The organism is Oryzihumus sp. (assembly GCF_054325275.1).
Genome location: NZ_JBTCWL010000021.1, coordinates 25109 through 51722 on the forward strand (window position 1 = coordinate 25109; position 26614 = coordinate 51722).

Annotated in this window: 31 protein-coding genes, 1 pseudogene and 1 riboswitch; of the genes and pseudogenes, 13 read left to right on the plus strand and 19 right to left on the minus strand. The window is 70.8% G+C overall.

The window, feature by feature from the left end; translation table 11 throughout:
• The first annotated feature begins 111 nt into the window (after window positions 1–111).
• Window positions 112–735, plus strand: a complete 624-nt coding sequence (locus ACXVGS_RS07485; RefSeq protein ID WP_458529012.1) for a hypothetical protein — start codon at window positions 112–114, stop codon at window positions 733–735.
• A 111-nt stretch (window positions 736–846) separates the two neighbouring features.
• Here the strand turns inward: ACXVGS_RS07485 and ACXVGS_RS07490 are convergent, their stop codons facing one another.
• Window positions 847–1143 carry a helix-turn-helix transcriptional regulator gene (locus ACXVGS_RS07490; protein ID WP_141787313.1) on the minus strand — a complete coding sequence of 99 codons (297 nt, stop codon included), beginning with the start codon at window positions 1141–1143 and terminating at the stop codon, window positions 847–849.
• Window positions 1144–1270: 127 nt separating this feature from the next.
• Here ACXVGS_RS07490 and ACXVGS_RS07495 point away from each other — a divergent pair, with 127 nt between their 5' ends.
• Both ACXVGS_RS07495 and ACXVGS_RS07500 read left to right on the plus strand, forming a co-directional pair.
• Window positions 1271–1588 (plus strand): antibiotic biosynthesis monooxygenase, encoded by a 318-nt coding sequence (locus ACXVGS_RS07495; protein ID WP_458529011.1) that lies wholly within the window; start codon window positions 1271–1273, stop codon window positions 1586–1588.
• Window positions 1589–1765: 177 nt separating this feature from the next.
• Window positions 1766–1975, plus strand: coding sequence for a hypothetical protein (locus ACXVGS_RS07500; RefSeq protein WP_458529010.1), 210 nt, complete (start codon window positions 1766–1768; stop codon window positions 1973–1975).
• Between the two features lie 94 nt (window positions 1976–2069).
• On the opposite strand, the gene ACXVGS_RS07505 is transcribed toward ACXVGS_RS07500, so the two are convergent.
• The 9 genes from ACXVGS_RS07505 to ACXVGS_RS07545 form a co-directional block, all read right to left on the minus strand.
• Window positions 2070–2972, minus strand: a complete 903-nt coding sequence (locus ACXVGS_RS07505; protein ID WP_458529009.1) for a TauD/TfdA dioxygenase family protein — start codon at window positions 2970–2972, stop codon at window positions 2070–2072.
• Window positions 2969–4327: an LLM class flavin-dependent oxidoreductase gene (locus ACXVGS_RS07510; RefSeq protein ID WP_458529008.1), complete on the minus strand. Its 1359-nt coding sequence runs from the start codon at window positions 4325–4327 to the stop codon at window positions 2969–2971. The genes ACXVGS_RS07505 and ACXVGS_RS07510 overlap by 4 nt, the downstream gene beginning before the upstream one ends.
• A gap of 38 nt (window positions 4328–4365) precedes the next feature.
• Entirely contained in the window at window positions 4366–5259 is an 894-nt protein-coding gene (locus ACXVGS_RS07515; protein WP_458529007.1) for an ABC transporter permease, read from the minus strand.
• The gene (locus tag ACXVGS_RS07520; RefSeq protein WP_458536793.1) at window positions 5259–6104 is read right to left on the minus strand and encodes an ABC transporter ATP-binding protein; all 846 of its coding nucleotides are present in this window, start codon (window positions 6102–6104) and stop codon (window positions 5259–5261) included. The genes ACXVGS_RS07515 and ACXVGS_RS07520 overlap by 1 nt, the downstream gene beginning before the upstream one ends.
• A complete protein-coding gene (locus tag ACXVGS_RS07525) occupies window positions 6101–7129 on the minus strand; it encodes an ABC transporter substrate-binding protein (protein WP_458529005.1) in 1029 nt (342 codons plus the stop codon). The genes ACXVGS_RS07520 and ACXVGS_RS07525 overlap by 4 nt, the downstream gene beginning before the upstream one ends.
• Window positions 7129–7704, minus strand: coding sequence for an NADPH-dependent FMN reductase (gene ssuE, locus ACXVGS_RS07530; protein WP_458533228.1), 576 nt, complete (start codon window positions 7702–7704; stop codon window positions 7129–7131). Before ssuE ends, ACXVGS_RS07525 begins: the two co-directional genes overlap by 1 nt.
• 258 nt (window positions 7705–7962) lie before the next feature.
• Window positions 7963–8077, minus strand: a riboswitch (SAM riboswitch).
• Between the two features lie 136 nt (window positions 8078–8213).
• A complete protein-coding gene (locus tag ACXVGS_RS07535) occupies window positions 8214–9446 on the minus strand; it encodes an RNA polymerase sigma factor (RefSeq protein WP_458531736.1) in 1233 nt (410 codons plus the stop codon).
• On the minus strand, window positions 9443–9766 hold the full coding sequence (locus ACXVGS_RS07540; RefSeq protein WP_458529002.1) for a YciI family protein: 324 nt from the start codon (window positions 9764–9766) through the stop codon (window positions 9443–9445). The genes ACXVGS_RS07535 and ACXVGS_RS07540 overlap by 4 nt, the downstream gene beginning before the upstream one ends.
• Before the next feature lie 140 nt (window positions 9767–9906).
• Complete coding sequence (locus ACXVGS_RS07545) at window positions 9907–10902, minus strand: stage II sporulation protein M (RefSeq protein ID WP_458535851.1); 996 nt, start codon at window positions 10900–10902, stop codon at window positions 9907–9909.
• Between the two features lie 43 nt (window positions 10903–10945).
• Here ACXVGS_RS07545 and ACXVGS_RS07550 point away from each other — a divergent pair, with 43 nt between their 5' ends.
• Together ACXVGS_RS07550 and ACXVGS_RS07555 are read left to right on the plus strand one after the other, a co-directional pair.
• The gene (locus ACXVGS_RS07550) at window positions 10946–11767 is read left to right on the plus strand and encodes an RDD family protein (RefSeq protein ID WP_458529000.1); all 822 of its coding nucleotides are present in this window, start codon (window positions 10946–10948) and stop codon (window positions 11765–11767) included.
• Window positions 11768–11920: 153 nt separating this feature from the next.
• Entirely contained in the window at window positions 11921–12430 is a 510-nt protein-coding gene (locus ACXVGS_RS07555) for a PepSY domain-containing protein (RefSeq protein ID WP_458528999.1), read from the plus strand.
• A 103-nt stretch (window positions 12431–12533) separates the two neighbouring features.
• On the opposite strand, the gene ACXVGS_RS07560 is transcribed toward ACXVGS_RS07555, so the two are convergent.
• The 4 genes from ACXVGS_RS07560 to ACXVGS_RS07575 form a co-directional block, all read right to left on the minus strand.
• On the minus strand, window positions 12534–13673 hold the full coding sequence (locus ACXVGS_RS07560) for an adenosine deaminase (protein ID WP_458529039.1): 1140 nt from the start codon (window positions 13671–13673) through the stop codon (window positions 12534–12536).
• A gap of 5 nt (window positions 13674–13678) precedes the next feature.
• Window positions 13679–14032 (minus strand): cupin domain-containing protein, encoded by a 354-nt coding sequence (locus ACXVGS_RS07565; RefSeq protein WP_458528998.1) that lies wholly within the window; start codon window positions 14030–14032, stop codon window positions 13679–13681.
• Between the two features lie 305 nt (window positions 14033–14337).
• Window positions 14338–16110 (minus strand): SulP family inorganic anion transporter, encoded by a 1773-nt coding sequence (locus tag ACXVGS_RS07570; RefSeq protein WP_458536794.1) that lies wholly within the window; start codon window positions 16108–16110, stop codon window positions 14338–14340.
• 70 nt (window positions 16111–16180) lie between these two features.
• Complete coding sequence (locus tag ACXVGS_RS07575) at window positions 16181–16378, minus strand: hypothetical protein (RefSeq protein WP_458528996.1); 198 nt, start codon at window positions 16376–16378, stop codon at window positions 16181–16183.
• A gap of 830 nt (window positions 16379–17208) precedes the next feature.
• On the opposite strand from ACXVGS_RS07575, the gene ACXVGS_RS07580 reads away from it, so the two are divergent.
• On the plus strand, window positions 17209–18204 hold the full coding sequence (locus ACXVGS_RS07580) for a PP2C family protein-serine/threonine phosphatase (protein ID WP_458528995.1): 996 nt from the start codon (window positions 17209–17211) through the stop codon (window positions 18202–18204).
• A 256-nt stretch (window positions 18205–18460) separates the two neighbouring features.
• Window positions 18461–18664: a hypothetical protein gene (locus ACXVGS_RS07585; protein WP_458528994.1), complete on the plus strand. Its 204-nt coding sequence runs from the start codon at window positions 18461–18463 to the stop codon at window positions 18662–18664.
• A gap of 91 nt (window positions 18665–18755) precedes the next feature.
• Here the strand turns inward: ACXVGS_RS07585 and ACXVGS_RS07590 are convergent, their stop codons facing one another.
• A complete protein-coding gene (locus ACXVGS_RS07590) occupies window positions 18756–19130 on the minus strand; it encodes a hypothetical protein (protein ID WP_458536795.1) in 375 nt (124 codons plus the stop codon).
• A gap of 393 nt (window positions 19131–19523) precedes the next feature.
• Between ACXVGS_RS07590 and ACXVGS_RS07595 the strand changes: the two genes are divergently transcribed.
• Window positions 19524–20795 carry a M48 family metallopeptidase gene (locus ACXVGS_RS07595; RefSeq protein ID WP_458536796.1) on the plus strand — a complete coding sequence of 424 codons (1272 nt, stop codon included), beginning with the start codon at window positions 19524–19526 and terminating at the stop codon, window positions 20793–20795.
• A gap of 126 nt (window positions 20796–20921) precedes the next feature.
• On the opposite strand, the gene ACXVGS_RS07600 is transcribed toward ACXVGS_RS07595, so the two are convergent.
• Window positions 20922–21593 carry a TetR/AcrR family transcriptional regulator gene (locus ACXVGS_RS07600; protein ID WP_458528991.1) on the minus strand — a complete coding sequence of 224 codons (672 nt, stop codon included), beginning with the start codon at window positions 21591–21593 and terminating at the stop codon, window positions 20922–20924.
• Window positions 21594–21711: 118 nt separating this feature from the next.
• Between ACXVGS_RS07600 and ACXVGS_RS07605 the strand changes: the two genes are divergently transcribed.
• Genes ACXVGS_RS07605 through ACXVGS_RS07620 form a run of 4 tightly spaced genes read left to right on the plus strand, consistent with a single transcriptional unit; the run spans window position 21712 to window position 23248 of the window.
• A complete protein-coding gene (locus ACXVGS_RS07605; protein ID WP_458528990.1) occupies window positions 21712–21987 on the plus strand; it encodes a hypothetical protein in 276 nt (91 codons plus the stop codon).
• Window positions 21984–22298 (plus strand): hypothetical protein, encoded by a 315-nt coding sequence (locus tag ACXVGS_RS07610; RefSeq protein WP_458528989.1) that lies wholly within the window; start codon window positions 21984–21986, stop codon window positions 22296–22298. The genes ACXVGS_RS07605 and ACXVGS_RS07610 overlap by 4 nt, the downstream gene beginning before the upstream one ends.
• 2 nt (window positions 22299–22300) lie before the next feature.
• A complete protein-coding gene (locus ACXVGS_RS07615; protein WP_458528988.1) occupies window positions 22301–22987 on the plus strand; it encodes a hypothetical protein in 687 nt (228 codons plus the stop codon).
• Window positions 22988–23029: 42 nt separating this feature from the next.
• Entirely contained in the window at window positions 23030–23248 is a 219-nt protein-coding gene (locus ACXVGS_RS07620) for an NUDIX domain-containing protein (protein ID WP_458528987.1), read from the plus strand.
• A gap of 67 nt (window positions 23249–23315) precedes the next feature.
• Here ACXVGS_RS07620 and ACXVGS_RS07625 read toward each other — a convergent pair whose 3' ends face one another.
• From ACXVGS_RS07625 to ACXVGS_RS07635, 3 genes and pseudogenes are all read right to left on the minus strand, one after another.
• Window positions 23316–23666 (minus strand): hypothetical protein, encoded by a 351-nt coding sequence (locus ACXVGS_RS07625; protein ID WP_458528986.1) that lies wholly within the window; start codon window positions 23664–23666, stop codon window positions 23316–23318.
• 123 nt (window positions 23667–23789) lie between these two features.
• A pseudogene (locus tag ACXVGS_RS07630) lies at window positions 23790–24146 on the minus strand (GNAT family N-acetyltransferase); the annotation flags it as partial.
• An 85-nt stretch (window positions 24147–24231) separates the two neighbouring features.
• Window positions 24232–25521, minus strand: coding sequence for a thymidine phosphorylase (locus ACXVGS_RS07635; RefSeq protein ID WP_458536797.1), 1290 nt, complete (start codon window positions 25519–25521; stop codon window positions 24232–24234).
• A gap of 121 nt (window positions 25522–25642) precedes the next feature.
• Here ACXVGS_RS07635 and ACXVGS_RS07640 point away from each other — a divergent pair.
• Window positions 25643–26614: NAD(P)H-binding protein (locus ACXVGS_RS07640; protein ID WP_458536798.1), on the plus strand; the 972-nt coding region annotated here is incomplete at its 3' end.

Sequence of the window (26614 nt, forward strand, 5' to 3'; positions counted from 1 at the left end):
GGCGTCCCTCGGGCTACGTCACGGTGACTATTGACCCGGGCATCCCCGGGGAGAAGCGTGGCCGGGGACGGCGGCGCCGTCGGGGCGCTGCCTCGAGCAGAGGAGCGCGTCGTGCACGCACGTACCAGCAGCATGCAGGCGGACCCGGCCCGGATCGACGACGGCCTCACCGTCGTCCGCGACGAGGTCCTGCCTGCCGTGAGCGGCATCGACGGGTGCGTCGGGATGTCAGTCCTGGTGGACCGCCGGTCCGGCCGCTGCATCGCCACGACCGCGTGGCAGACCGAGGACGCCATGACGGCGTCGGCCGAGTCGGCCCGCCCACTGCGCAGCAGGGCCGAGCAGGTCCTCGGCGCGGGCCCCAGCGAGGTCGACACCTGGGAGGTCGCGGTGGTCCACCGGGACCACCCCACGCCCAGCGGCGCCTGTGCCCGCATCACCTGGCTGAGCGGTGACCCGGCCAGCGCGGACCGCGCCACCGACATCTTCAAGATGGTCGTCCTCCCCCGCGTCCAGGAGCTCTTCGGCTTCTGCAGCGCCAGCCTGCTCATCAACCGCCAGGCCGGGCGGGCCGTGGGGACGGTCACCTACGACAACGCGGAAGCCCTCGAGGCCAGCCGTGAGCAGATGGGGAGCATCCGGCAGCGGGCCGCCCAGGAGTCCGGGGCCACGGTCGACGACGTCGCCGAGATGGAGATCGCGCTCGCGCACCTGCACGTGCCCGAGATGGCCTGACCGGTCGCGGCCGTTCCGGTCGACCGCTTTGGCCGGGGAAGGGTGCCCCCTGCCGAGGTTGCAGCCGCGGCAGGGCGCACCCTTTCACGGCACAGCCGGTATGCCGGCGCTTCAGCCGTGGTCGCGGCTGCCAGCGTCGGTTTGGGCGAGGAGGGTGATCAGCTGGCCGACCGTCCGCTGGCGGAGCAGGGCCTCGGGCAGCGGCTGGTCGCCCTGGATCCGGTAGCGGTTGCGCCGCCCGTCCTTGTCCTTGAGCACGTAGCCGGCATCCACCAGGTCGGTGACGATGCCGAAGGCTGCGCGCTCGGTGATGCCGAGGGTGGTGGCGATCTCGCGCAGGCGCACACCCGGGTCTCGGGCGATGCACAGCAGCGCCTGGGCGTGGTTGGTCAGGAATCCCCAGGGCATGACCCGGAAATATACCTGAAAAGATGATCATGGAAATCTATTGCTAGTTTTGCAGATCGGACGTACTGTCATGAGTGGAACCGGCGTGCGGGTTACGCAGGCCGCTTCATCACCAGGAAGGCACATCATGCGTTGCACACGCATCGCGCTCTACGACATCAAGTCCGGCACCTTCGACGAGATCGCCGCCCAGGCCAGGACCGGGATGGCGCCGCTCTTCCAGAAGAGCGACGGCTTCGTGTCCTACGGGGTTGCCCAGGTCGACAAGGAGGCCTTCGTCTCGCTCAGCACGTGGGAGACCCACGCGCAGGCCGACGCAGCCGCGGCGAAGGCCGCTGACTGGGTGAAGGCCAACAGCCGGGACCGTTTCGCGCTCCGGAAGAACTACGTCGGCGACCTTGCCATCGACATCGGCTCTGCCAAGCCGGTCGAGCTCGCCCACTGATCCACCCGCTCACATCGAGTCCCGCCGCAACCGCGGCGGGACTTTTTGCAGGTCGCCCCGGTGCCCGGGCACTGGCAGGCTGGTGACATGCCGCGGGCGGAAACGGCCTGTTCCTCGTCGACCTCAGGACGCCTGAACCACCACCACAGACGCGGCTCACCAGCGGAGGAAGTTCCCATGGCGCAGTACACCAAGCAGTCCCGGCTCGCGAACGACGGCGTCCACACGCAGTGGCGGGTGCTTGACGGGTCCGGAAACGTCGTGACGCGGGGTCAGGCCTACGCCGGGCAGGACCTCGACGAGCTGGCCCGCTACGCCCTGACGGTCAACGACCTCGAACCGGCCGACCTGCCCGATACCTGGACGGCCTGGGTCGAGAACGGGTGACCCGCCGGTCACCCCGCGTATCCGGCCGCTGCCCGGCGACGCACGGGGCCGCTGCCGACCGAGACGGCAGCGGCCCCGTGGTGCTCGACCTTGACTAGGCCGGCGCGGTGTAGTGCGACGCGTCCCCCTCGATCACCCGGCTGCGCTCGCCGGAGAGTCCGACCGGGACGTCGCCGGCCACGGTGACCCGGTGCAGGCGCCGCGGCAGCCCGTCGTAGTTGTCGATCGCGTAGTGCTGGGTGATGCGGTTGTCGAACACGACGACCTGGTCCGGCTCCCAGGACACCCGGACCACGTTCTCCGGCCGGGTGACGTAGGCCTGCAGCAGCCGGATCACGTCCCGGCTCTCGCTGACCGACAGCCCGACGATCCGCTGCGCGAACCCGCCGAGGAACAGCCCCTTCTCCCCCGTCTCCGGGTGCACGCGGACGACGGGGTGGGCCGTCCGGTAGGCGATGGAGTTGAACTCGGCGCGCCGCTCCCTGGTGGCCTCGTCCCAGTCCTCCTCCGGCTGGGCGTAGTCGTAGTCGTTGGTGTGCACGGCCCACAGCGAGTCCGCGAGCAGCCGCAACGGTTCGGGCAGGTCCCGGTATGCCGCACCGGTGTTGGCGATGAGCGTCTCACCGCCGTAGGGCGGCACCGTCTTGCTGGCCAGGGTGGTGGCCTTCGGCGGCGCCTGCACGAACGTGACGTCGGTGTGCCAGTGGTTGGCCACCCCCCGGTCGCTGTCCACCGGCAGCACGCGCGGGACACCGGGTGCCGAGGCGACGGTCGGGTGCGCGGTGGTGAGCTGCCCGAAGTGCGCGGCGAAACGCTCCTGCTGGGCGTCATCGAGCGGTGCCTGCCGGAAGACGAGCGCCTTGTGCTCGTGCAGGGCCTGCGTGAGGAAGCCGACGGTCCCGGCGTCGAGCTCGGCGGTGATGTCGACGCCGACGACCTCGGCGCCGATGCGCCCCGTGATCTGCCGGATGTCGCGGTCGGTGGCGGTGATGGTCATGCTGCGTGCTCCTTCTGCGTGGTGGCGGGGCTGTCGGTGGTGCCGGTGAGGTGGCTGTTGGCCGGCCTGGCCAGGCCGTAGTGGTCGCGCAGGGTGGTGCCGGTGTACTCGGTGCGGAACAGGCCGCGGCGCTGGAGCTCGGGCACGACGAGGTCGACGAAGTCGTCGAGCCCACCCGGCAGCGTCGGCGGCATGACGTTGAACCCGTCGGCCGCACCCTCGGTGAACCAGTGCTCGATCTCGTCCGCCACCTGCACCGGGGTCCCGGCGAGGACCCGGTGGCCCCGGCCGCCGGCCAGTCGCTCGACGAGCTGCCGGATGGTCAGGCCCTCACGCCGGGCCAGCTCGGTGACGAGGGTGAACCGGCTCTGGTTGCCCTCGGTCGTCGTGCCGACGTCCGGCAGCGGCCCGTCGAGGTCATGGGCCGACAGGTCGGTGTCGAGCATCGCCGAGAGCTGGGCCACGCCGTACTCCGGGTTGATGAGCGCGTTGAGGCGGGCCTCCTTCTCCCTGGCCTCCTCCTCGGTGCGGCCGAGGACGGGACTGATCCCGGGGAGGATGAGCAGCGCGTCGGGACTGCGCCCGTATGCCGGCAGCCTCCCCTTGACGTCGTCGTAGAAGGCCTTCCCGTCCTCGAAGGTCTGCTGGGCCGTGAAGACGGCCTCGGCGTAGCGGGCGGCGTAGTCCTTGCCGGTGTCGCTGGAGCCGGCCTGGACGAGCAGGGGATGGCCCTGGACGGGACGCCGGATGTTGAGCGGCCCGCGGACCTCGTAGTGCTCGCCCCGGTGGTCGATCGTCCTGATCCGGGTGGTGTCGGCGAAGACACCGGACTCCTGGTCGGCGACGACGGCCGATTCGTCGAAGGAGTCCCACAGCGCCCTGACCACCTCGACGAACTCGGTGGCGCGGGCATACCTGGCCTCGTGGTCGGGGCGACCGTGCAGGCCGAAGTTGCGGGCCTCGTCCTGTCCGGCGCTGGTGACGATGTTCCAGCCGGCGCGCCCACCGCTGAGGTGGTCGAGCGAGGCAAAGGCCCGCGCCAGGGAGTAGGGGTGGTTGTAGGTCGTCGACGCGGTCGCGATGAGCCCGACGTGACGGGTCGAGGCGGCCAGCGCGGCCAGGAGCGTCAGGGGCTCGAACGCGCTGTGGGTGTTGTGCCGGACGTTGCCGTTCAGCGCGACCGAGTCGGCGAGGAACACCGAGTCGAGGCGGCCACGCTCGGCGGTGCGGGCGATGTCGACGTAGTGCTGCAACGTGAGCGACGCGGTCGGGTTGACGTCGGGGTGTCGCCACGCGGCCTCGTGGTGGCCGTTGGCCATGATGAACGCGTTGAGGTGGAGTTGCCTGTTGGTCATGCGAAACCTGTTTCCTTCCAACGGGTGTGGGACGTCGCTCAGCGACCGGAGGCGGCCACGCGCCAGCGGGAGAAGCGCTGCTCGACACGCACCAGGACGGTGTTCACGACGAGCCCGAAGAGCGAGACGGTGAGGATCCCGGCATACATGTCTGGGATCTGGAAGCTGCTCTGGGCGTTGACGATGAGGTAGCCCAGGCCGGCCTTGGCCCCCACCATCTCCGCCGCGATCAGGACGAGGATGGACGCGGTGCCGGCCATCCGGATGCCCGTGAAGATCGTCGGGACCGCGGAGGGCAGCACGACCTTCTGGAACAGCTGGAGGCTGTTCAGGCCCAGGGACCGCGCGGCTCGCACGAGCAACGGGTCCACGGTGCGGACGCCGGCGATGGTGTTGAGCAGGACGGGGAAGAAGCTCGCGTAGGCGACGATCGAGACCTTGCTGGTCTCGCCGATGCCGAGGAGCAGCACGAAGACCGGCAGCAGGGCGAGCGCGGCGGTGTTGCGGAACAGCTCCAGCAGCGGGGTGAGGAGCTCGCGCAGCCCGTCGTACCAGGCGACGACCAGCCCGAGGGCGACTCCTGCCACGACCGCGACGCCGAAGCCCGTGACCGAGCGCGCGAGGCTCGCGGTCAGGTGCTGCTGCAGCTGACCATCCTCGACCAGGCCCCACCACGCCTGCAGCACCACGTGCAGGGGCGGCAGGAACACCTTCCTGGCGGGGTCGAGCAGGTACTGCGGGCCGAGCTCCCACAGCAGGAGGAAGAGCACCACGGCCGCCGAACGCCGGGCTCCCCTGCCCAGGGCCAGCAGTAAGCGGTGCGGTCTGGGCAGTGCCGCAGCCGCACCGCTCCCGGGTGGGGCGGGGGTGCTCCGGCGGCCAGCCGGGGTGTCGGCGGTGGTGGAGGTCGTGTCGACGGTTGCGGTGCTCATCAGGCTGCCCTCTCGGTGCCGTCGGGCTGGACCTTGAGGTGGCCGGCCTCCTGGGCGCGGCGCACCTCGTCGTGCAGGAGGGTCCAGACGTCGTGGCGGTAGCGCACGAACGCGGGATCGGAACGCAGGTCGTTCGTGGACCGGCGGTCGCCGAGGTCGATGTCGACGAGGGCCTTGAGCCGCCCCGGCCTCGAGCTGAGGACGGCGACCCGCTGACCGAGGTAGACCGCCTCCTCGATGCGGTGGGTGATGAACACGACCGTGGTGCCCGTGGCCCGCCAGATCCGCAGCAGCTCATCCTGCAGCTGGTCGCGCGTCTGGGCGTCCAGCGCCGCGAACGGCTCGTCCATGAGCAGGATCCCGGGCCGGTAGGCGAGGCTGCGCGCGATGGCCACTCGCTGCTTCATGCCGCCGGAGAGCTCATGGGGGTAGCGGTCCTCGAACCCGTCGAGCCCCACGAGGGCGAGGTGCTCCCGGGCCCGCTCCGTGCGCTCGCGCCGCGTGAGCCCGAGCTGCTCCAGGCCGAACGTGACGTTGGCCAGGGTGGTGCGCCAGGGGAACAGGGCGTACTGCTGGAAGACGATGCCCCGGTCCAGACCGGGCCCGGTGACCTCCCGGCCGTCGACGAGCACGCTGCCGGCGGTGGGGCGGCTGAGCCCGCCGAGGAGGTCGAGAAGGGTGGTCTTGCCGGACCCGCTCGGCCCGACGAGCGTGAGGAACTCGCCCGGTGGCACGCACAGGGAGACGTCCTCGAGGGCACGCAGGACGCTCGTCCCGGGACCGCCGCGCCCCGGCCTGACGACGAAGTCCTTGGTGACGCCACGCAGCTCGATCCCGGAGGTCATCGGGCACCCCCGGTCGCGAGGCCGTTGAACGCGTTCGTGTAGAGGCGGGACGGCTTGAGGTCGCCCTTGTCCACGATCCCGGCCTGCTCGAGCCAGGCCTGCCACCGCGTGAAGTCCTCGTCGCTGATCGCCCCGCCCCGGGACGGGATGCCGACGCTCTTCCAGTACCTGAGGTTGTCGGTCTTCTCGTTGCGGCCGCGCTTCGTGATGATCGAGGTGAACTTCGCGATGACCTGGTCCCGTGGGGTGGTGCGCTCCCACTCGATCGCCTTCGCGACACCGGTGACGAACTCCCTTGCGGCTGAAGGGTGCTGGGCGATGAAGTCCTCGCGCAGGACGTACTGTCCGCCGTTGAAGGCGCCGAACAGGCTGTAGTCGCTGAAGAGCGAGCGCAGCCCGCCTGCGGCGACCGCGTGGTCCTGGAGCACCCCGCTCAGGGCGGCGGCGTCGACCTGCCCCCGCCGCAGGGCCTGCTCGCTGTCGTTCGGCGGCAGGACGACGAGCTGGACCTTCTGGACCTCGGCCGGGGTGAGCCCGTTCTTCTCCAGGTAGGTGTCGATCACGGCCTCGGCGTGGGCGCCCAGGGTGTTGACGGCGATCTTCCTGCCGATGAGGTCCCGGGCCGTGCGGATGCCGCTGCTGTCCTTGACGTAGAAGCCGATGAACGACCGGGCGTCCGAGCCGTAGTAGTTGACGACCGCCTTGACCGGGGCTCCGGCGTCGACCAGCTTGACGACGGCACCCGAGAAGGCGCCCCCGAAGTCGGTCTGGCCGGTCGCGGCCGACTGGATGTCCTGGGGTCCGCTGGTGGTGTTGCCGACCCACCTGAGCCGGATCGTGGGGAAGTAGCCGAGCTCGGCGGCGAGCTCGGGCAGGGTGACGTTGTTGGCCGAGCCCTGGTAGCGCAGGGTCACCGGCCCCTTCGCCGAGCCGGCCGCCTCGGTGGAGGGCAGGGAGCACGCCGTGAGGGCAGCGGCGCCGCCCAGGGTCAGGACGAGGAGCCGGGTCGTGGTCCGCGCGCGCATCAGGCCACCGCCTCGCGGCGCTCGGGGCGGGCGCCGAGGAGGGTGCGTCCGGCGAGGGTGTCGAGGAAGACCGCAGTCACCTCGCGCAGCGGCCGCGCCGCCGACTCCTCGAGCAGCACCTCGCCGCTCTCGAAGAGGGTGACCTCGCCGGCCAGGACGAACCAGCCCGGGCTGATGCTGCTGGGGCCGAGACTGGCGAGCACCGGTCGCAGGGCGTAGTCGACGGCGAGGACGTGTGCGGGCGTGCCGCCGGTGGCCACGGGAAGGACGACCTTGCCGCGCAGCGCGAACTGCGGAAGCAGGTCCAGGAAGGTCTTGAGCAGCCCGCCGTAGGCCGCCTTGTAGACCGGGGTCGAGACGACGACCGCATCGGCTGCCTCGAGGCTGCCCACCGCTGCGGCGATGTCCGGGTCGTCGGCGTCGCCGCGCAGCAGCGGCCCGGCGGGAAGGTCCCGCAGGACGATCGGGGCGACGAGGTGCCCCGCTTGTTGCAGCTGCCGGGAGATCTCGGAGAGCACCCCGTCGGTGCGGGAGGCGGTGGAGGGACTGCTGGAGATGGTGGCTATGACAGCCATGAGGGGTCCTTTCATGGGCAGGGGGCATCGCCGGCCGTGCGACTTGGCCCGCGGAGGGCCGGCCGGCGCAGAGCCGTTGCTGGGGAAGGGTTCTCGCTGGTGCGAGAGGAGGAGGACTGCTCTGGTCAGCGGCGACAGAGCGCGCTGGAGACCCGGAGGAGGTCGACGTGCCGACGCCGGGCCGGGTAGAGCGAGGGTGGCCCGCTGCTCCCAGATCCCTTGGCCCTCATGGGTTTCCGTCCTCGATGGAGGCATCGAGCCTCGCGCTTGCTCCGGTCGGTCGACCGGAGCCAGGTCTTCACCCGGAGCACCCCACCGCGAATGAGAGGGTTGCCGTCCAGCAAGCCGGGGCTGTGCGCTGGAGCTCGTGACCTGCCCCGAAACTAGCCGTTCAGGGATCGCCTATCAAATGAGTAGGAATTGTCTCTCGCATGCTGGGATGCCGGCACGGGGACGACCCGCTCGGGGCCGATGGCACGGCGAGGACCCGCATGCGGTTCGCGCGGGCACTACCCCAGCTGGTCGCGACGGCGGGTCAGGTAGGCGATCTCGGCGGTGTTGCCCGTGAGCCCGATGGCCGCGTCGTACGCCGCGCGGGACTCCTGGCTGCGGCCCAACCGGCGCAACAGGTCGGCGCGGGTCGCATGGAAGGCGTGGTAGCCGGCCAGCGTGTCCGCGAGACGGTCGACGGCCGCCAGTGCCACTTCCGGGCCGTCGAGCTCAGCGACCGCGACGGCCCGGTTGAGGGCGACGATGGGTGACGGGTCGAGGCGGACGAGCTGGTCGTAGAGGGCGACGACCTGCGACCAGTCGGTGTCGCGCACGTCGCGGGCAGAGGTGTGCACGGCGTTGATCGCGGCGAGGACCTGGTAGCGGCCCGGGGGCCTCCCCATGGCCAGACGCTCGCGCACCAGCTGGTGCCCCTCGGCGACCAGCGCCGCGTCCCAGACACCTCGGTCCTGCTCGGCGAGGCTGACCAGCTCGCCGCTCGACGAGACGCGGGCGGTGCGGCGGGCCTCGGTGAGGAGCATCAACGCCAGAAGCCCGGCCACCTCACCGTCCTCCGGCAGGAGTGCACGGACCAGGCGCGTCAGCCGGATCGCCTCGGCGGTCAGGTCGTGACGCACGGGGTCGGTGTCGGGGCCGCTCGCCAGGTAGCCCTCGTTGAAGACGAGGAAGAGGACGGCGAGGACGCCGGAGACGCGTGCCGGGAGGTCCTCCGCGGACGGCACGCGATACGGGATGCGGGCGGCCTTGATCTTGGCCTTGGCCCGGGTGATCCGCTGGGCCATGGTCGTCTCCTGCACCAGGAACGCGCGGGCGATCTCGGGCATGGTCAGACCGCCGACCATGCGCAGCGTCAGCGCCACGCGGGTCTCCATCGCGAGCGCCGGGTGGCAGCAGGTGAAGATCAGCCGCAGCCGCTCGTCGTCGACGGCGCCGAGAGGCTCGGGCGGGTCGTCATCGAGCACCATCTGAGCCTCCTTCTGCTTGTCGTCCCGCTTGTGCTCGCGTCGGATCCGGTCGATGGCCTTGCGGGTGGCGGTCGTGGTCAGCCAGCCGCCGGGGTTGGGCGGGACGCCGTCGGCCGGCCACCGCTCGACCGCGGTCGCGAACGCCTCGGCCGCCGCCTCCTCGGCGATGTCGAGGTCGCCGAAGCGCCGGGCCAGGGCGGCGACCACCCGCGCCCACTGCTCGTGGTGGACCCGGGTGATCGCCTCGCCGACCTCGGTCCGGTTCACAGGAACGGACGCACCTCGATCTTGCGGTTGCACGCCTTCGACCCCTCGGTGGCGAGCTTGAGCGCCACGTCCAGGTCCGCGGCCTCGATGATCCAGAAGCCGGCCATGTACTCCTTCGACTCCACGAAGGGGCCGTCGGTGACGATCGCCTCGCCACCCCGGTTGTCGACGACGGTGGCCGGGTCGGGCGACCCGAGGCCGCCGGCGAAGACCCAGTGCCCCTCGGCCCGGAGCCGGTCGTTGAACGCATCGATCGCAGCCTGCTCGGTCGCGGTGTCCGGGCCGGTGCCGTCGTCGATCACGGAAACCAGATACTGCATCTCAGGTCATCTCCTGTGGTCTGGGGCGCCCCTCACGGGCGCCGCTCACCCCTGCTACGAACAGCCCTGCCCCGATCCGACACCGCCATCCGGACTTCTTCAAGCGCAAAGCCGGTATGCCGCGCCCGTTGCGGACCAGCTCAGCCGACGACCGGCGCCTGCGCCCCCGCGTCCTCGGCGCTCACGTCACCGGTGGCGCCGCGTCGGACCGCCCACCGGCCGGCGGTGAACACGTAGGTCAGGAACGCCGCCTCGGCCAGCACGCCGATCCCGACCCGGGCCCACGTCGGCAGCGGCGAGGGCGTCACGAACGCCTCGATCACGCCGGAGACGGCGAGCACCGCGGCCAGTCCGAGCGCCACCGCGATGGCCGAGCGCCCCTCACGGGCCACGGCCTGGGTGCGGGTGCGCGGCCCGGGCTCGACCCACGACCAGAACAGCCGCAGCCCGGTCGCCCCGGCGATGAACACCGCGGTCAGCTCGAGGATGCCGTGCGGCAGGATCAGGCCGAAGAACACCGACGCCCGGTGGTGGTGGACCATGATCGAGCCGATGATCGCGACGTTGAGGACGTTCTCCAGCAGCAGGTAGATGACCGGCAGGCCGAGTACGCCGGAGGCGATGCACAGCGCCGAGACCCAGGCGTTGTTGGTCCACACCTTCGCCGCGAAGTGCGACGCGGCGTACTCGCTGTAGTAGTGCGCGAAGTCCACCCGGACGAGCTGGTCGACCTCGGCGGGCGAGAGCAGCGAGGACTCCACCGCGGGGTGCGCCAGCAGCCACCAGCCGATGACGAAGGCGACCGCCACGTTGGCCAGCGCCGTGGCGATCCACCAGCGCCGGGTGCGGTAGAGCGCCGCCGGGAACGTGTCGGTGAAGAACATCGCGAGGTCGCGCCAGGCGACCGACCGGGTGCCGGCCGAGCGGGCCCGCGCCCGCGCCAGCAGCGAGGACAGGTAGGTCACCAGGCTGGGGTCCGGCGCCGCGGAGCGCACCACGGACAGGTGCGTGGCCACGCGCTGGTAGCGGTCGAGGATCTCGTCGGCCTCCGCCCCGGAGAGCCGCCGCTGCCGCGCAAGCGCGTCCAGCCGCTGCCACTCCCCCTGGTGCGCCGCCACGAACGCGTCGAGATCCACGGCGGACAGCCTAGGGCCAGCGCCGTGGCCCTAGGCTGCGAACGTGGACAGCGCAACCCTGGGCGTCGGCGAGGACGACCTCGTCACCGGTGAGGCCGTCGCCCTCGACCTGCCCGCCGCCGGCCTCGGCATGCGGGTGCTCTCGGGGGCCCTCGACCTGTTCGTCGCCGGCGTGGTGCTCTTCGTCCTGTTCTGGCTCGCGGTCCTGGTCACCAGCGGGGCCGACGACGCCGTCGCGGCGACGGTCTTCCTGACGGCCACGGTGCTGGCCATGGTGGTGCTGCCGACCACCGTCGAGACGCTCACCCGGGGCCGCAGCCTCGGCAAGGCGGCCACCGGCCTGCGCACCGTGCGCGACGACGCCGGCCCGATCGGCTTCCGGCACGCGCTCACCCGGGCGCTGATCGGGGTGGTCGAGATCTGGTTGCCGCCGCTGTTCATGGCGCCGGCGTTCACGTGCGCCCTGTTCAACCGCAAGGGCAAGCGGTTCGGTGACCTGGCCGCCGGCACCTACGTCGTGCGCGAGCGGGTGCGCCCGCAGCTCGTGGCGCCGCCGCAGATGCCGTGGCCGCTCGCGTCGTGGGCCACCACCGCCGACCTGGCGGCGCTGCCCGACCACCTCGCCATGGCCACGCGCCAGTTCCTCGCCCGGGCCGGTCAGATGAGCCCCGCCGCCCGCACGCAGCTCAGCCAGGAGCTGCTCACGGACGTCCTGCGGTATGCCGCGCCGCCGCCTCCCCCGGGCAGCCACCCGGAGGCGGTGCTCGCCGCGGTCCTCGCCGACCGCCGCCGCCGGGACACCGAGCGGCTGCAGCGCGAGGACCAGCTGCGCCGGCGCCTCATGCAGCCCGACACCCTGGCCTGACCCCGGGCGGCTTCCCCGCGTCTTCACGCCGGGCAGCGTCGTGGCGAGGTGGGGGTTTCGGACACCCAGGTGGGCTTCTGCGGGCTGGCGGTTCTGCACGAGCGTTGGCGGCAAGCGACCACCCGGGTCGCCCCCGACGCAAAGGAACCACCCATGAACCTCACCCAGCACTCCCTCCGGATCGGTCTGGCGGCGGCCGGCGCGGCCGTCGTCGTCACCGGCGGCACCGTGGCCGCCACGATGGTCGGCCAGCAGGCCCCCACCCGCAGCACCGCCGCGCAGACCGTCCAGGACGTCAACGCCGGCATGGCGATGGCCGACACCCCGGTCACGCCGACCACCTCCTCCCCCTCGACGGGCCCGACCACGTCGGCCGCGAAGCCGGCGACGCAGCCCGCCGCGATCACGGTCGCGCAGGCGGTCAGCCTGGCCGAGCGCAGCACCCACGCCCGGCTCGACTCGGTCGACTCCGACCTCGGCCCGGCGGGGGCGGAGTGGAAGGTCAAGCTCGTGCGCAGCGACGGCTCGGAGGTCAAGGTCTACGTCATCGCCCGCACCGGCCGGCTCCTGACCGAGTTCCAGCACGACCAGGCCGAGGCCACCCAGCCCGAGGCCCCGGACACCCCGGACGCGCCGGACACCCCCGACACCCACCTCGGCTGACGGGACGGCCGCCGTGTTCGCCCACCGACCGCGCGCCCCACCATCGGGTGACCCCGCCGAGCTGGACCTGCCCGCTCGGCGGGGTGGTGCGCGTGGGGAGCGGTCAGGCCGGGGCGGTGCCCGCCTCGGCGAGCAGCGCGGCATACCCGGGCTTGACGACGTCCTCGATGATGGCGAGCCGCTCGTCGAAGGGGATGAACGCGGACTTCATCGCGTTGATGGTCACCCAGCGCAGGTCCTCGACGGTCCAGCCGGCCTCGGCGACGAGCAGGCCCATCTCGCGGGACATGGACGTGCCGCTCATGAGCCGGTTGTCGGTGTTGACGGTGACCCGGAACTTCAGCCGCTTGAGCAGGGTGATCGGGTGGTGGGCGATCGAGTCCGCCGCGGCCGTCTGCAGGTTGCTGCTCGGGCACATCTCCAGCGGGATGCGCCGGTCGCGCACGTAGGAGGACAGCCGGCCCAGAGTGACCTCGGCCGGGTCGGCCGCGGAGAAGCGGGCCGGGTCGGCGGTGTAGGGCAGGTCGCCGACGCTGAGATCGTCGACGATGCGCACGCCGTGGCCGAGCCGGTCGGCGCCGCACCACTGGATCGCCTCCCAGATGCTCGGCAGGCCGAAGGCCTCACCGGCGTGGATGGTGAAGTGGGCGTTCTCGCGACGGAGGTACTCGAACGCGTCGAGGTGGCGGGTGGGCGGGAAGCCGGCCTCGGCGCCGGCGATGTCGAACCCGGACACGCCCTGGTCGCGGTAGCGCACGACCAGCTCGGCGATCTCGGTGCTCTTGGCGGCGTGGCGCATCGCGGTCAGCAGGGCGGTGACCCGGATCGGGTGCCCGGCGTCGGCGGCGCGCTTCTCGCCCTGGCGGAAGCCCTCATTGACGGCCTCGACCACGTCTTCCAGGGACAGCCCGGCCTGCAGGTGCTGCTCGGGGGCGTAGCGGATCTCGGCGTAGACGACGCCGTCGCCGGCCAGGTCCTCCACGCACTCGCGGGCCACGCGCTGCAGGCCGTCGACGGTCTGCATCACGGCCAGGGTGTGGTCGAAGGTCTCCAGGTAGCGTTCGAGCGAGCCGGAGTCGGCGCTGTCGCGGAACCACTGGCCGAGCGCCTCGGCGTCGGTGGCCGGAAGCCCTTGGTAGCCAACGGTTTCGGCGATCTCGATGATCGTCTGGGGGCGCAGTCCGCCGTCGAGGTGGTCGTGCAGCAGGGCCTTGGGGGCGCGCCGGATCTGGTCGTCGGTCAGCACGCTCACTCCTCCCGGCCGACGGTGTCCGGGGAGAAGGCGGGGGTGCAGACGGCGACGTACTCCGCGCCCTCGTCGCCGGTGGAGTAGCGGATCCGCTCCCCGGCGTGGGTGATGATCGACTGCCCCGCGGTGACCGTGGTCGTGCCACCGTCGTGCTCGACGATGACGCTGCCCTTGAGCACGAGCGTCACCTCGTCGAAGGCCGGCGTCTGGAACGGCTCGTCCCAGTGGGGCGGGGCGATCATGTGGGCGACCGAGACGGCGTCGGTGCCGGTGGTGACCCGGCCGACGTGCTCGTCGATGACCTTGCCGCCGGGGACGGGGATGCGCGTGGGAGTGGTGATCAGTCGGGGCACCCGGTCACGGTACCTCCCTGCTCAGCGGGGCTGCGACGGCCGCATGCCGTGCCACTCCCCTGCCGTCCGGGCCCGGCGGACCTCGGTCCGCCCCTCGGCGGCAACGGCGCAATCTTTCCGCCGCGATGGCAGGGCCGAGTCTCGCCTGGGTGCGGATAACCGAATGGTCCAAACGAAACGCGCACCGGTCTGGTGACAGCCCAGAGACAGGAAGCGCCGTAGTCACCTCAAGGCCTCGTCATCGGAGCAGTGTCCATCCCGCGTCCGTCATGCGGCACGCAAACACGTGGTGACGACCGTCGAGCTCAGTCAGGGGAAAGGCTCGGCCCTGGGGATGGCGAGGGGTGGTCCGTCGGTTCCGGGGCGGTGGAGGTCGCCGTGGGGAGCGTGGAACCGCCGTCGGTGGGCCTGGCGAGGAATGCTTGGACCGCGGCGTCGACCGTGGGATAGAAGTGGCGGGGGTTGATGGTTCCGGTGAGCTCGTACCGTTCGATCTTGGCTCGGACCGGGTCCTTCATCTCGGCGAAGACGAGGTTGATGTCTCTGGTGTTCAGGTCCTGGTCCAGGTCCTTGAGCATGTCTGCGGCGGTCGTGTCCACATCGGTCACCGGCTCGGCGGCGATGATGATCCAGCGCGGGCGCGGTTCGGACGCAGCCAGGTGCCGCACCTCTTCGCGGAAGGCCCGGGTGTTGGCGAAGAAGAGGGGTGCGTCGAACCGGAAGATGACGCATCCGGGGATCTGCTGTGCCTGCGGGTAGCTGTGCACGTCGTGGTAACCGGGCAGGTCGGGTGTCCGCCCCAAGGTGGTGTGGTAGGGCCACCAGGCGCGGCGGAAGACGTTGCCGATGGACAGCGCGACCGCGATGGCGATGCCCGGGAGCACGCCCAGGAGCACGACGCCGGCGAACGCGGCGACCGAGAGTGCGAACTCAGTACGGCGCCGGCGGTACAGGGAGGTGAGGCCCGGCAGGTCGGCCAGGCTGACCGAGGCGGCGATGACGACCGCGGCCAGGGTGGGCTGAGGGAGGTTGCGCAGCAGACCTGGCAGGAAGAGCAGCATCACGGTGATGGTGACCGCACCCACGACACCCGTGACCTGGGTCCTGGCCCCGGAGGTCTGCGCCACTGCCGTGCGTGAGCCGCTGGTGCTGACGGGGAACCCCTGGAAGAGGCCGGCGGCGAGATTGGCTGCCCCGATGCCGATCATCTCGCGGTTGCCGTCGACCTCCTCCCCGCTTCGGGCGGCGAAGGAGGACGCGGTGGAGATGGTGTCGGTCAGCGAGACCAAGGCGATTCCGAACGCGCCGGCCAGGAGGGCAGCGACGTCAGCCAGGTCGACCTTGGGGATGGTGAGCGGGGGAAACCCGCTGGGCAGCTTCCCCACCAGGGAGACGCCGCGGGCTGCCAGGTCGAACAGGCTCGCCGCCGCGATCGAGAGGACGACCGCGACCAGGACTCCCGGGATGCGGGGGAGCCAGTGTTGGAGGCCCATGATGATGCCGAGACCGACCAGGCCGATGATCAGGGCCGCGGCGACGACTTCGCCGCCGAGGACACCGTGTGCGAACCCGGCCAGCTCGGACAGGAAGCCGCTCCCGTCGACCGAGAAGCCGCACAGCTTTGGCAGCTGTCCCACCAGGATGGTCAGGGCCAGGCCGTTCATGTAGCCGATCATCGTCGGCTTGGAGATCAGGTCGGCCACGAAACCCAGGCGGCCCAGACCGGCCACTGTGGTGGCCGCGCCGACCAGCAGGGCCAGCATCGAGGCCAGCGCCACTGCGCGTTTGGGGTCGCCTTGAGCACCGGCCAGGGGAAGGATCGTGGCCGCGATCATCGGCCCGAGAGACGAGTCGGGGCCCAGGACGAGGATCCTGGACGGGCCGAACACGGCGTAGCCGAGCAGGCACATGATCGAGGTGTACAGACCGGTGATGGGCGGCAGCCCTGCCAGTTCGGCGTAGGCCATGCCTTGGGGTACGAGGAGGGCGGTGAGGATCAGCCCAGCCACCAGGTCCGCACGCAGGTAACCGCCACGGTAATGGCGGACCAGGTCGAGACCCGGAACTGAAGCTCGCATCCCTGGAACAACTCCCTGCGCCTGCCGACGTACAACCCAACGACGGGCGGCGCCACGCCGCCCGCGGTGTCTACTGCGGGGGCGGGGAGTCCGGGTCGTGCTCGCGGTGCCAGGCCTCCCTGCGGTCTTCCTTCTCCCTCTTCAGCCGCATCTTGGGGTCGTGCGCTTCGTCCAGCTGGGCCGGGCCACCGAAGATCAACCCGATCTTCTTCATGCGGTACTTGAACCGATAGCCCAGCGAGAGGCCTTCGTGGCTGAAAAGTCCCATCAGCTACCTCCGAACTGCATCGACGCGACATACAAGGGCTCCCGCGTGCGTTGGGTGCCGGTTCTCGCGATGGCACCTTTGGGAGTTGAGAGGGCCACGGAAGCCCGGCAGCCGGCGTTCCGGTCCGGCGGGCTTCGGTCTGGGCGCCTGAGCCCCGACAGGCCGCGCCCCCACGATGGGATGGCAAGCATCACCGTGTCCAGCTCGTTTGGGGCCCCCATCGATACACACCCGGCACACGATCATCCGGTTGAGCCCCGGGCACATCACCCCAGCAGGGTGATCCGCCACCGACGCGACCGAGGTCCGCTGCAATTCGTTTGGCGGCGCCCCACGGCATTCCTCGCCGCGCGGAAGGAGGGATGGCGTGAAGGACAGGCACCCCGCACCAGCGCCCGCCCAGCTGCCGGGCAGCGTCCCGCGTGCGATCCGCGCGACCCTGCCTGGGGCATGCGCCAGGACAATCCACCCACGTGCTGCTCGACCGTGGCCGCCGTCGTGGCCTGCCCTCTACATCTGACCCGGTCACCGATCACCCGAACGCAGCCGGCCATCAACGGATCGCCGAAAGGTTCACGCAGGGTGTCCTCGCGGCCACTGACGCCGCAACCTCACGCTTACTCGTGAGCACTTGGTACTCAGCAGGCCAGGGTGCCGCTGCGAGTTGCGAATGAGGAGCAAGGCGTCCGAGGCGGCTCCACCGCCTTCCGGCTATGGTCGGGAGGCGGTGGCGCGTTGACATGCAGCTTCCCGGGAGGCGGTCCGAGATGGCGACTAGCCGGTGGCTTCAGAGGCGCGACCTGGTCATCCCGCTGGGGGTCCTGGCCGCCATGGTCTTCATCGACTCACTTCTGCCAGCCACTGTGGTGGTCAGCGGCGCCTTCGCCATTGCGGCCATCGTGGCCAGCGCCCTGACCACGGTGAGGCGTACTGCGGCGGTGGCCGTGGCGGCCTTTGCCCTGGCTGCACTATCTGCGCTGTGGAACCACAACTGGGGCACGGTGGAATGGTGGATTCGCCTGGCCACGACCCTGGCCATCGGGGCCCTGGCAGTCCCGCTGGCCATGGTCCGGGTCCGGCGCGAACAAAGCCTGCGGCACATGACTGCCATCGCCGAGGCCGCGCAACGGGCGCTCCTTCCGGCCATGCCCTCCTCGATCGGCTCGCTGGGCTTCGCCGCGCGCTACGTCTCGGCGACGCACGAAGCCCTCGTCGGCGGCGACCTGTATGAGGTGGTCCAGACCCCGGCCGGGGTGCGCATGGTCGTGGGTGACGCAAGGGGAAAGGGGCTGGATGCAGTCCAGATGGCCGCGACCGTTCTCGCAGGGTTCCGCCAAGCGGCGGTCAGGGAGCCGTCCCTGACCGCTGTGGCCACCGATTTGGACCACGTGGTGACCTCCGTGGCGGGGGACGAGGACTTCGTCACCGCACTGCTGGCCGAGTTCCACGAGGACCTTTCGGTCACCCTGGTGAACTGCGGCCACCCCCCACCCATGCTGCTCACGGGGAAGGACCCCGGCAGGTTGGTGGACACCGGGGCCCCCGAGCCGCCGCTTGGCCTGGGTCCGTCACCGTGCCCCGTGACTGTCGATCTGCCTGAGGGCGCCCGGCTCCTCTTCTACACCGACGGCATCATGGAAGGCCGCGACCATGATGGCGACTTCTTCCCCCTCGCACACAGGGCGACCGCCCTGGGCACGGGCCGGCTCGGCAACGCCCTGGACGGCTTGCTGAGCGACCTGACCGATCACGTGGGACACCAGATCAACGACGACGTGGCCCTGGTCCTCGTCGAACAGCAAGCAGTCCACCACGCGTTGGGGTGACACCCGCGCGCCAGAGGGATCCGTTGGCGTGTGTCATTCGCGGATGGCCAGCGGCCGCTCCCGGCGGCAGAAGAAGGGCTGGTCGAGATTGCGAGAGCGTTGTCAGTCGGGAAAGACCGCACCGCGCCGAGAGGCGCCGCGGAGCCGGAAATTGGGAATTCCTCAAGAATGGCGCAAGGTGAATCGAAGGGCTCGGAGCTGGTAGCGCTTTCATCAGTACCTTCTGACGAATCGTCAGAAAGTCAGGGGGGCTGTCATGACCGTCTCGCTCGAATCCCTCTTCAGCGACGCCGACCTCCTGCGCGCGTTGGTGCGCGCTCGGGTCGCGGTCGAGGATGCCGGAACCGGAGGCGGTCGGCTGCACTGGCTAACCGCCCTGGAGGACGAAATGGACCGCCGATTGGCCGCTCGTCGGGTCCGGTCCTCGGCCGCGTTCGGCGCCCTGTTCCTCGCCTCGTAGGCGAGGACCTCCTGCTGAGTACGTGCGACCTGGTGGCGAAAGCAGGCCTACCGCCTAAGGCGCCCTCGTCCCCGAGCGTCCATAGTGATCGTCAAACTCGGACGATGTCCTCTTTGCAGCCGGAGAAGGCCGTGGAGACCTCCGCCAGGACGAGATCCTCTTCGGCGATGAGTCGATGGAGAACCCCGGCGGCGAGGTGCACGGCTTCACCCGGTCCAGACGTGGCGCACTCCAGTGCGGCGGCGTCTGCACCGAACTCCAGACGGCCCCGCCCCGCGATCACGCAGATCGTCTCGGTCTTCTCGGTGTGGACCTGCAGGCTGAGGGACTCGCCGGCATCGACGTACAGGACCTTTCCCACATACAGATCGTCAATCTCGGCGAAGATCATCTCGCGTCCCCAAGGCTTCGAAACGAACGTCGCTGGGTAAGAGTCGGCTGAGTCACTCACGACGCGCTGCTTCATGCAGTCCCCCCGGTCGGCGGCACAGCTCACGGCGCGAGCCGGCAGTGCCAAGTGTGCAACATGTGCCCGTGGGCGTGCCTCAAAACCCACTTCCAACTCATCGACCCGGCGCAGCCGGCCGTCGAGGCGCACATCCCACGGGCGGACCCGCCGCGGTGAGTGCGTCCTTCCGCCGCCAGCCGGCGGGCCTGCGCTCTTCCGGATCTGGCTCCCTCTGTGTCAAGAGTGGCTCCTGTTGACGGGTCCGCAATGGCAGGATCGCGAGCGTGGCACCCGTTGAGCTTCCGATTGCGCTTCGGGCGCGTGCTGAGCGTCCGGCAGCTGTGCGTCACTCTGCCGCCTGTCGACCTGCCGAACCTCGGCATTGTGGCGGCGGCTGAACCAGCATTGTCGGTGACAGGGAGGGATGGCCTGACCCCGACGTGGTGGGCTCTGGTGGCGCTGGTCGCGCTCGGCATCGTGCTGACCGTCGCGGCGATCACGCTGGTGCCCTGGCGGGTGCCCAGCCCGACCCGCGCCGAGCGAGCGGCGGCGCTGGCCGACGTGCCGGCTGGCGTGGTCACCAGAGGTCGGGCGCTGCACGCCGCGCTGCGCCCCAGTTCGTACGGTTCTCTGCTGGTAGGACTGGTGGTTCCCCTGCTGCTCGGGTTGACCCCGGCAGGTGCCCGGATCGTCGTCTGGGTGGGCCTGCCGTTCGGCGGGCACTGGCTGGCGCAGGCTCTGGTGGGCGGTCTGGTCATCATGATGATGCTGTGGTTGGTGGCACTGCCGTTTAGTGCGTGGCGCCACAGCGTGCTGCGCGACTACGGGCTGTCCACCCAGGACTGGGGCGGCTGGGCGGCGGACCTGTTCAAGGGATGCGCGGTCGGGGCGGTGATCGGCGCTGTGGTGCTCGGCGGGTTCTACACGCTGACCCAGCTCGTGCCCGACTGGTGGTGGGCGTTCGGTGCCGTGGGTGCCGCCGTCGTGGTGGTCCTGCTCTCGTTCGTCTTCCCGGTTCTGGTCGAGCCGGTGTTCAACACGTTCACCCCGATGCCGGCGGGCCCGCTGCGTGATGAGTTGCGCATGATGGCGGCTCGGGACGGCATACCGGTGCGCGATGTGCTGGTCGCGGACGCGTCGCGGCGCACGACCGGGCTCAACGCGTACGTGTCCGGCTTGGGACGCACCCGGCGCATCGTGGTCTACGACACGCTGCTGCGCGAGGCGCCTCCAGGTGAGGTACGCAGTGTCGTCGCGCACGAGCTGGGCCACACCAGGGACCGGGACGCCGAACTAGCCGCGCTGGTGGGGGCGATCGTGGCAGCGGCGGCAGTGGTCGCGCTCTACCTGTTGGGGCAGTGGGGTGCCCTGCTACGCCGAGCCGGGGTGAACTCCATCGGCTCGCCGACCGCGATGGGGTTGGTGCTCGCCGCGGTGGCGGTGGCAGGCCTGGTCAGCGGCCCGGCACAGAACCTTGTCTCCCGTCGGGTTGAGGCCCGTGCCGACCGGCATGCCCTGCGGCTGACCGGTGACTCCGCCGAGTTCGCCGCGATGCAGCTGCGCCTGGCCGAGGTCAACATCACCGATGTCCACCCACCCCGGATCGAGTACCTGCTGTTCGCCACCCATCCCGACACCGTGGACCGCTTGGCCGCAGCGCGGGGGCCCTCGCGGAGCCGCTGACCCGCCGGCCGCGAGGCCGGATCGGGCTCGGGTGCCATCGTGGACCTGTGGCCGCGTTCGGCGTTGTGAGTCAAACCGCCGCCCTCCGGCCGCGCCGGTGCCGATTGATGGCGCTCGGGGAGGCACTCAGGCGGGACGCGGTGGGGGCCGCATGCCGAGACCGACCAGCATGAGGTTGAGGCCGTACTCGAACTGGCGATCCATGTCGCGATACAGCTGGGCCGTCGCGTCCCTCACAGCCGCCCGCTTCGGGTGGCCCCTGTTCAGATCTTCGCGAACCTCCTGGCGTTCCAGCTCTGTGGCGTTGGCGTCCATCTGGGCGTACGGGGCCTCAAGCACGGCGTGCCCCAGTGTGTAGAACAGCAACGCTTGGAAGGCAGCGGCTGCAGTAGCCGCGTCCAGCCCGAAATCCGTCAGGATCCCGATGACTCTGACGGTGCCTTCCTGCGTGGCTTCGCCGGCAGGCGGTCGCCGCGCCACCACCGGCACGAGCGCCGGGTGCTCCAGCAGCGACCTGCGCAGGTTCACGAACGCCTCCTCCAGATCCTGGACCGGATCCCCCGTCTCGGGGAAAGGTCGGTCACTGGCGACCACCGCGTCCGCCATGGCCGTCAGGAGCTCGTCCTTCGTGCGGAAGTACCGGTAGACCGCGGTCGGATCTACCCCCAGGGCCGTCCCCAGGGCACGCATGCTGACCGCATCCAGCCCGGCGGCGGCCAGCTCCAGCGCGGCGGCCAGGACCTTCTCCCGGGACAGCGATCCCCTCGGGGCGCGGGTCGCCCGCTTCTTCGGTGCCATCGAGCCTCCTCCTGCGTCGTTCAACGTAACCTAACCTACATTGTGGTCAACACTGTTGACAACAGCGTTGACTCAAGGTCATCCTCAGGAAAGGAGCACCACCCCCTGAGGAGGAAGCATGGTCATCGCATTCATCTACGGAGCCGTCGTCGGCGCGGTGGTCGGCGTGACCGGCTGGACCGCGTGGCGGCTCCTGCCGGGCCCCTTTGCCGGCCTCGCTGGAATCGCCGGCGCGGCTGCCGTCATCGCCGCCATCGCGGCCGCCCCGCACGCCGGCGTCTCCCTGGCGGGAGCCGGGAACGCGGTCGCCCTGGTGCTGGGCCTGGTAGCCGGCGGCACGCTTGCCGACGCCGTGCGCTCACACCGGGGTGCGGACGGCCGGTGGTCTCGATGACCACCGACCACGCCACCCACCGGATCGAGCTGGCCACCCGGATCCAGCGGCGGCGCGACTTCGTCGCCCACCTGACCGGTTACGCGGCCGGGTTGGTTGTGCTCGCCACCACGGTGGCGCGTGGCGCCAGCGGCCCGGTCACCGCCGCGGTCACCGCCCTGGCATGGGCCACGGCCCTGTCGTTCCAGCACTTCCGCCACGTGCTCACAGGCCCAGTCACCCCCGGCGACATCGAGACCGAGGATCGCCGGCTCGCCACCACCCGGACCGCCCCCGTCACCAGCACACCTCACCCCCACGAAGGAGCCTGACCATGTATGCCGCCGCCCACACCTCCCTGGCCCTGGTCGCCAAGCGCCACCACCCCACCCGGTCCCTGCTGGGGTTCATGGCCGCCGCCCAGGCCGCCGAGCTCACCTGGGTCGCCCTGAGCTACGCCGGTATCGAGCACCCCACCATCGACGCCCACGGCACCTTGCACCTGGAGCACATCCCCTACAGCCACAGCCTGCTGTTCGGCCTGGGTGGCGCGCTGGTGCTGTGGGCCGCGCTGCGCTACCTGGCCCACCGCCCGCAGGTCGCCGCTGTCATGGGATCGCTGTTCGCCAGCCACCTGGTCCTCGATGTCATTCAGCACGAGCCGAACATCCGGGTCCTGCCGTGGCTGGCCCACCCCGCCCTGGGCCTGAACCTGCAGGCCCACCCCTGGTGGGACTTCGCCGTCGAGACCGCGCTGTGCCTGGCGTGTTGGGCCTACTACCGCGGCGACCGCAAGCTCCTCGCCGCACTCATCGGCCTCAATCTGGCCAACCTGCCCCTGATGTTCGCCGGTGAGGGCGGCGCCACACCCATGGCGCAGAACCGGTTCATCCTGCCGACCGTCATCCTCGTCACCATCGTGATGGCCTGGGCGGTGGTCGGCCGCTTTGCCCGCACCTCCCGACCGAGTGAGCAAGCGATGGTGCCGGCGCGGCCACGCTCAGAGGCCCCTGCCGGCTGAACCCGGCGCATGGGCTTGACCCGGGACCGGCATGAGCCGCCTGTGCATTCACAGGCGGCTCATGCGCCAACCGCTGCCGCGGGCCACATCGAGCAGGATGAGTCCGTCTTCGATGCCGCCGGACGGGAGGCGCTCGAGGAACTCGGCTTCAAGGACTTCGAGCTCAAGCCGCTGTGCGCGATGCACCGGTCAGCCGGCAGCGCACCTATCGATGACTACCGGCGCGGCACGGTGCAGCCGATCGTCGTGCTTGGGTTCTGAGGCACAAGGCGGGCTCCCACCCCGAGGTCGGCGACCTCACCCTGCAGATCAATGCCCTCGACGTCGGTCAGCGCTCGTCCAGCCGGAGGCGACGGTCCCGCAGCTCGCGCATCCGACGGTGCAGGGCCTCCTCGGTGCCGGTGCGCGGCGTGTCGTTCGCGTCGGCCCCAACCAGCCACGTCAATCCTCGCCGGCCCTCACCGTCCGCCCCGACAAGGGCCACGGCATAGAGGTCACCGTCGCCGACGTGGGACTGGGCCCAACCCACGGCGTCGATGACGTCCGCGTCCCGGATGTCGAAGGTGCTCGTGGTCCACGGCGGCTCGTCACTGCCGGTGCCGTGGAAGAGGTACACGCGGAACACTGGTCGATGGTCCTCCCAGGTGCTGTCCCGCTCGTCCACGGCCTCCACGCGCATGTTGCCCTCCCCGGCCCTCGGCTCTCACGTCGAGCATAAGCACGGACGGGGTGGCCGGCCCTGCACACACCGCCGGGCCGGCGTGAGTCCACCAAGGCTCAGACGAGGTTGCCTGCACCTCGGTCAGAGGTCGATCCAGTAGCGCCGCACGAGGTTGTGGCCGTCGTTGCTCACCCTCTCCAGGACCCCACCGTTTCGCTCGATGGTCCTGATCGAGCCCACGTTGTCGTCCAGGCACACCAGCAGCAGACGGCTCAAGCCGGCCGCCCGTGCATGGGGAAGCACCTCACCGAGCGCCCAGGTGGCGATCCCCCGGCCCCGAGCCGACGGGCGGATGCCGTAGCCCACGTGCCCGAGCCGCACCACCATCTCGTTGGTCACCGTGCGCAGGGCAATGCCGCCCAGCACCGCCTCACCATCGACGATCCACCACATGCGCGCAGGCAGCGACCGCAGCCGACTCACCCAGTTGGCGAACCCGTCAGCGCTGTCGACGTCATCATCTGGACCGACGCCGAACCCGTCCTCGTGAAGGCCTGGCCCCCATTCCCGGTGCGACGAAGCCTCAGCTGATGCGGTCGATCACCAGCGGCAGCAGGTCGGGGCGCGAGCCCTCGGGGGCGATGAAGTAGGCGCCCTCGAGCGCCTCGAGGGCGCGGTCGAACTTCTCCGGGGTGTCGGTGTGCAGGGTCAGCAGCGGCTCGCCGGCTCGGACGGTCGCGCCCGGCTTGGCGTGCATCTCGACGCCGGCGCCGGCCTGCACCTGGTCCTCCTTGCGGGCGCGCCCGGCCCCGAGGCGCCAGGCCGCGACACCGACCTGGAGCGCGTCGAGGGAGGTGAGCACGCCGTCGGCGGGGGCGTAGACGACGTGTGACTCCTTGGCCACCGGCAGCTCGGCGTCGGGGTCGCCGCCCTGCGCTGAGATCATGCGCCGCCACACGTCCATGGCCCGGCCATCCTTGAGCGCATCGGCGGGGTCGACATCCGAACGCCCGGCGGCGGCGAGCATCTCGCGGGCCAGGGTCAGGGTCAGCTCGACGACGTCCTCGGGGCCGCCCCCGGCGAGCACCTCGACCGACTCGCGCACCTCCAGGGCGTTGCCGGCGGTCAGGCCCAGCGGCACCTGCATGTTGGTGAGGAGCGCGACCGTGCGAACCCCCGCGTCGGTGCCGAGGTCGACCATCGTGCGGGCCAGCTCGCGGGCCTGCTCGACGTCCTTCATGAACGCCCCGGAGCCGACCTTGACGTCGAGCACCAGCGCGCCGGTGCCCTCAGCGATCTTCTTGCTCATGATCGAGCTGGCGATGAGCGGGATCGCCTCGACCGTGCCGGTGACGTCGCGCAGGGCATAGAGCTTCTTGTCGGCCGGGGCCAGCGCCGCGCCGGCCGCGCAGATGACCGCGCCGACCTCCTCGAGCTGGCGCATCATCTGCTCGTTGGTCAGGTCGGCGCGCCAGCCGGGGATGGACTCCAGCTTGTCCAGGGTGCCGCCGGTGTGGCCCAGCCCGCGGCCGGAGAGCTGCGGCACGGCGACGCCGCACGCGGCGACCAGCGGCGCCAGCGGCAGGGTGATCTTGTCGCCGACCCCGCCGGTGGAGTGCTTGTCCGACGTCGGCCGGGACAGCGTGGAGAAGTCCATCCGCTCCCCCGAGCGGATCATCGCGTCGGTCCAGCGGCTGATCTCACGACGGTTCATGCCGTTGAGCAGGATCGCCATCGCCAGCGAGGACATCTGCTCGTCGGCGACCACGCCGCGGGTGTAGGCGTCGATCACCCAGTCGATCTGGGGGTCGGACAGCTCGTGCTTGTCGCGCTTGGCGACGATGACATCAACGGCGTCGAAGGCTTCACTCACCGGCACATCATCCCCCAGGCCGTATGCCGGGTCGTCACCCTTTCGCTGCTGGCGTAGGCCCCGCACGTCCCGCGCCGCTCCCCCGTGGGCAGCGTCGCCGGGATCGGAGAGACTGGAGCGCATGACGACGCCTGACGGATCGCCCGACCGCGCCCCGCTCGTCCTCGTCACGGGGGTGACCGGCTACATCGGTGGCCGCCTCGTGCCCGAGCTGCTCGCCGCTGGATACCGGGTGCGGGCCATGGCCCGCCACCCCGAACGGCTGCGCGACCGCGAGTGGCGCGCCCAGGTGGAGGTGGTCAAGGCCGACGCCTCCGACCCGGCGCAGGTGCGCGAGGCGCTCGAGGGCGTCGACGTCGCCTACTACCTGATCCACGCCCTGGGCACCGGGCGGCGGTTCGAGTCGCGCGACCGGCACACGGCGCGCACGTTCGCGGTGGCGGCGCGCGAGGCGAAGGTGGGGCGCATCGTCTACCTCGGCGGGCTCTACCCCGAGGGCGAGGAGCTCTCCCCGCACCTGGACTCCCGGCGCGAGGTCGGCGAGATCCTGCTGGCCAGCGGCGTGCCGACGACGGTGCTGCGGGCGGCGGTGATCCTCGGGTCGGGGTCGGCGTCGTTCGAGATGCTGCGCTACCTGACCGAGCGGCTGCCGGTGATGGTCACCCCGAAGTGGCTCAACACCCGGATCCAGCCGATCGCGGTGCGCGACGTGCTGCGCTACCTGGTCGGGTCGGCCGCGATGCCGGCGGAGGTCAACCGGGGCTTCGACGTCGGCGGCCCGGACGTGCTCACCTACCGGGACATGATGCAGCGGTATGCGCGGGTGGCCGGCTTGTCGCCGCGGCGGATCCAGACCGTGCCGCTGCTGACCCCGTCGCTGTCGAGCCACTGGGTCGGGCTCGTCACGCCGATCTCTGCAGGTCTGGCCAAGCCGCTCGTCGGCAGCCTCGTCCACGAGGTCGTGGCCAAGGAGAACGACCTCCAGGACCTCGTCGACATGCCCGGCGGCTTCATCGACTTCGACACCGCCGTGCGGTCGGCGATGCGCACGGCGAGGCCCGACACCGCCATGCGCAACCTGGCCCTGACGAGC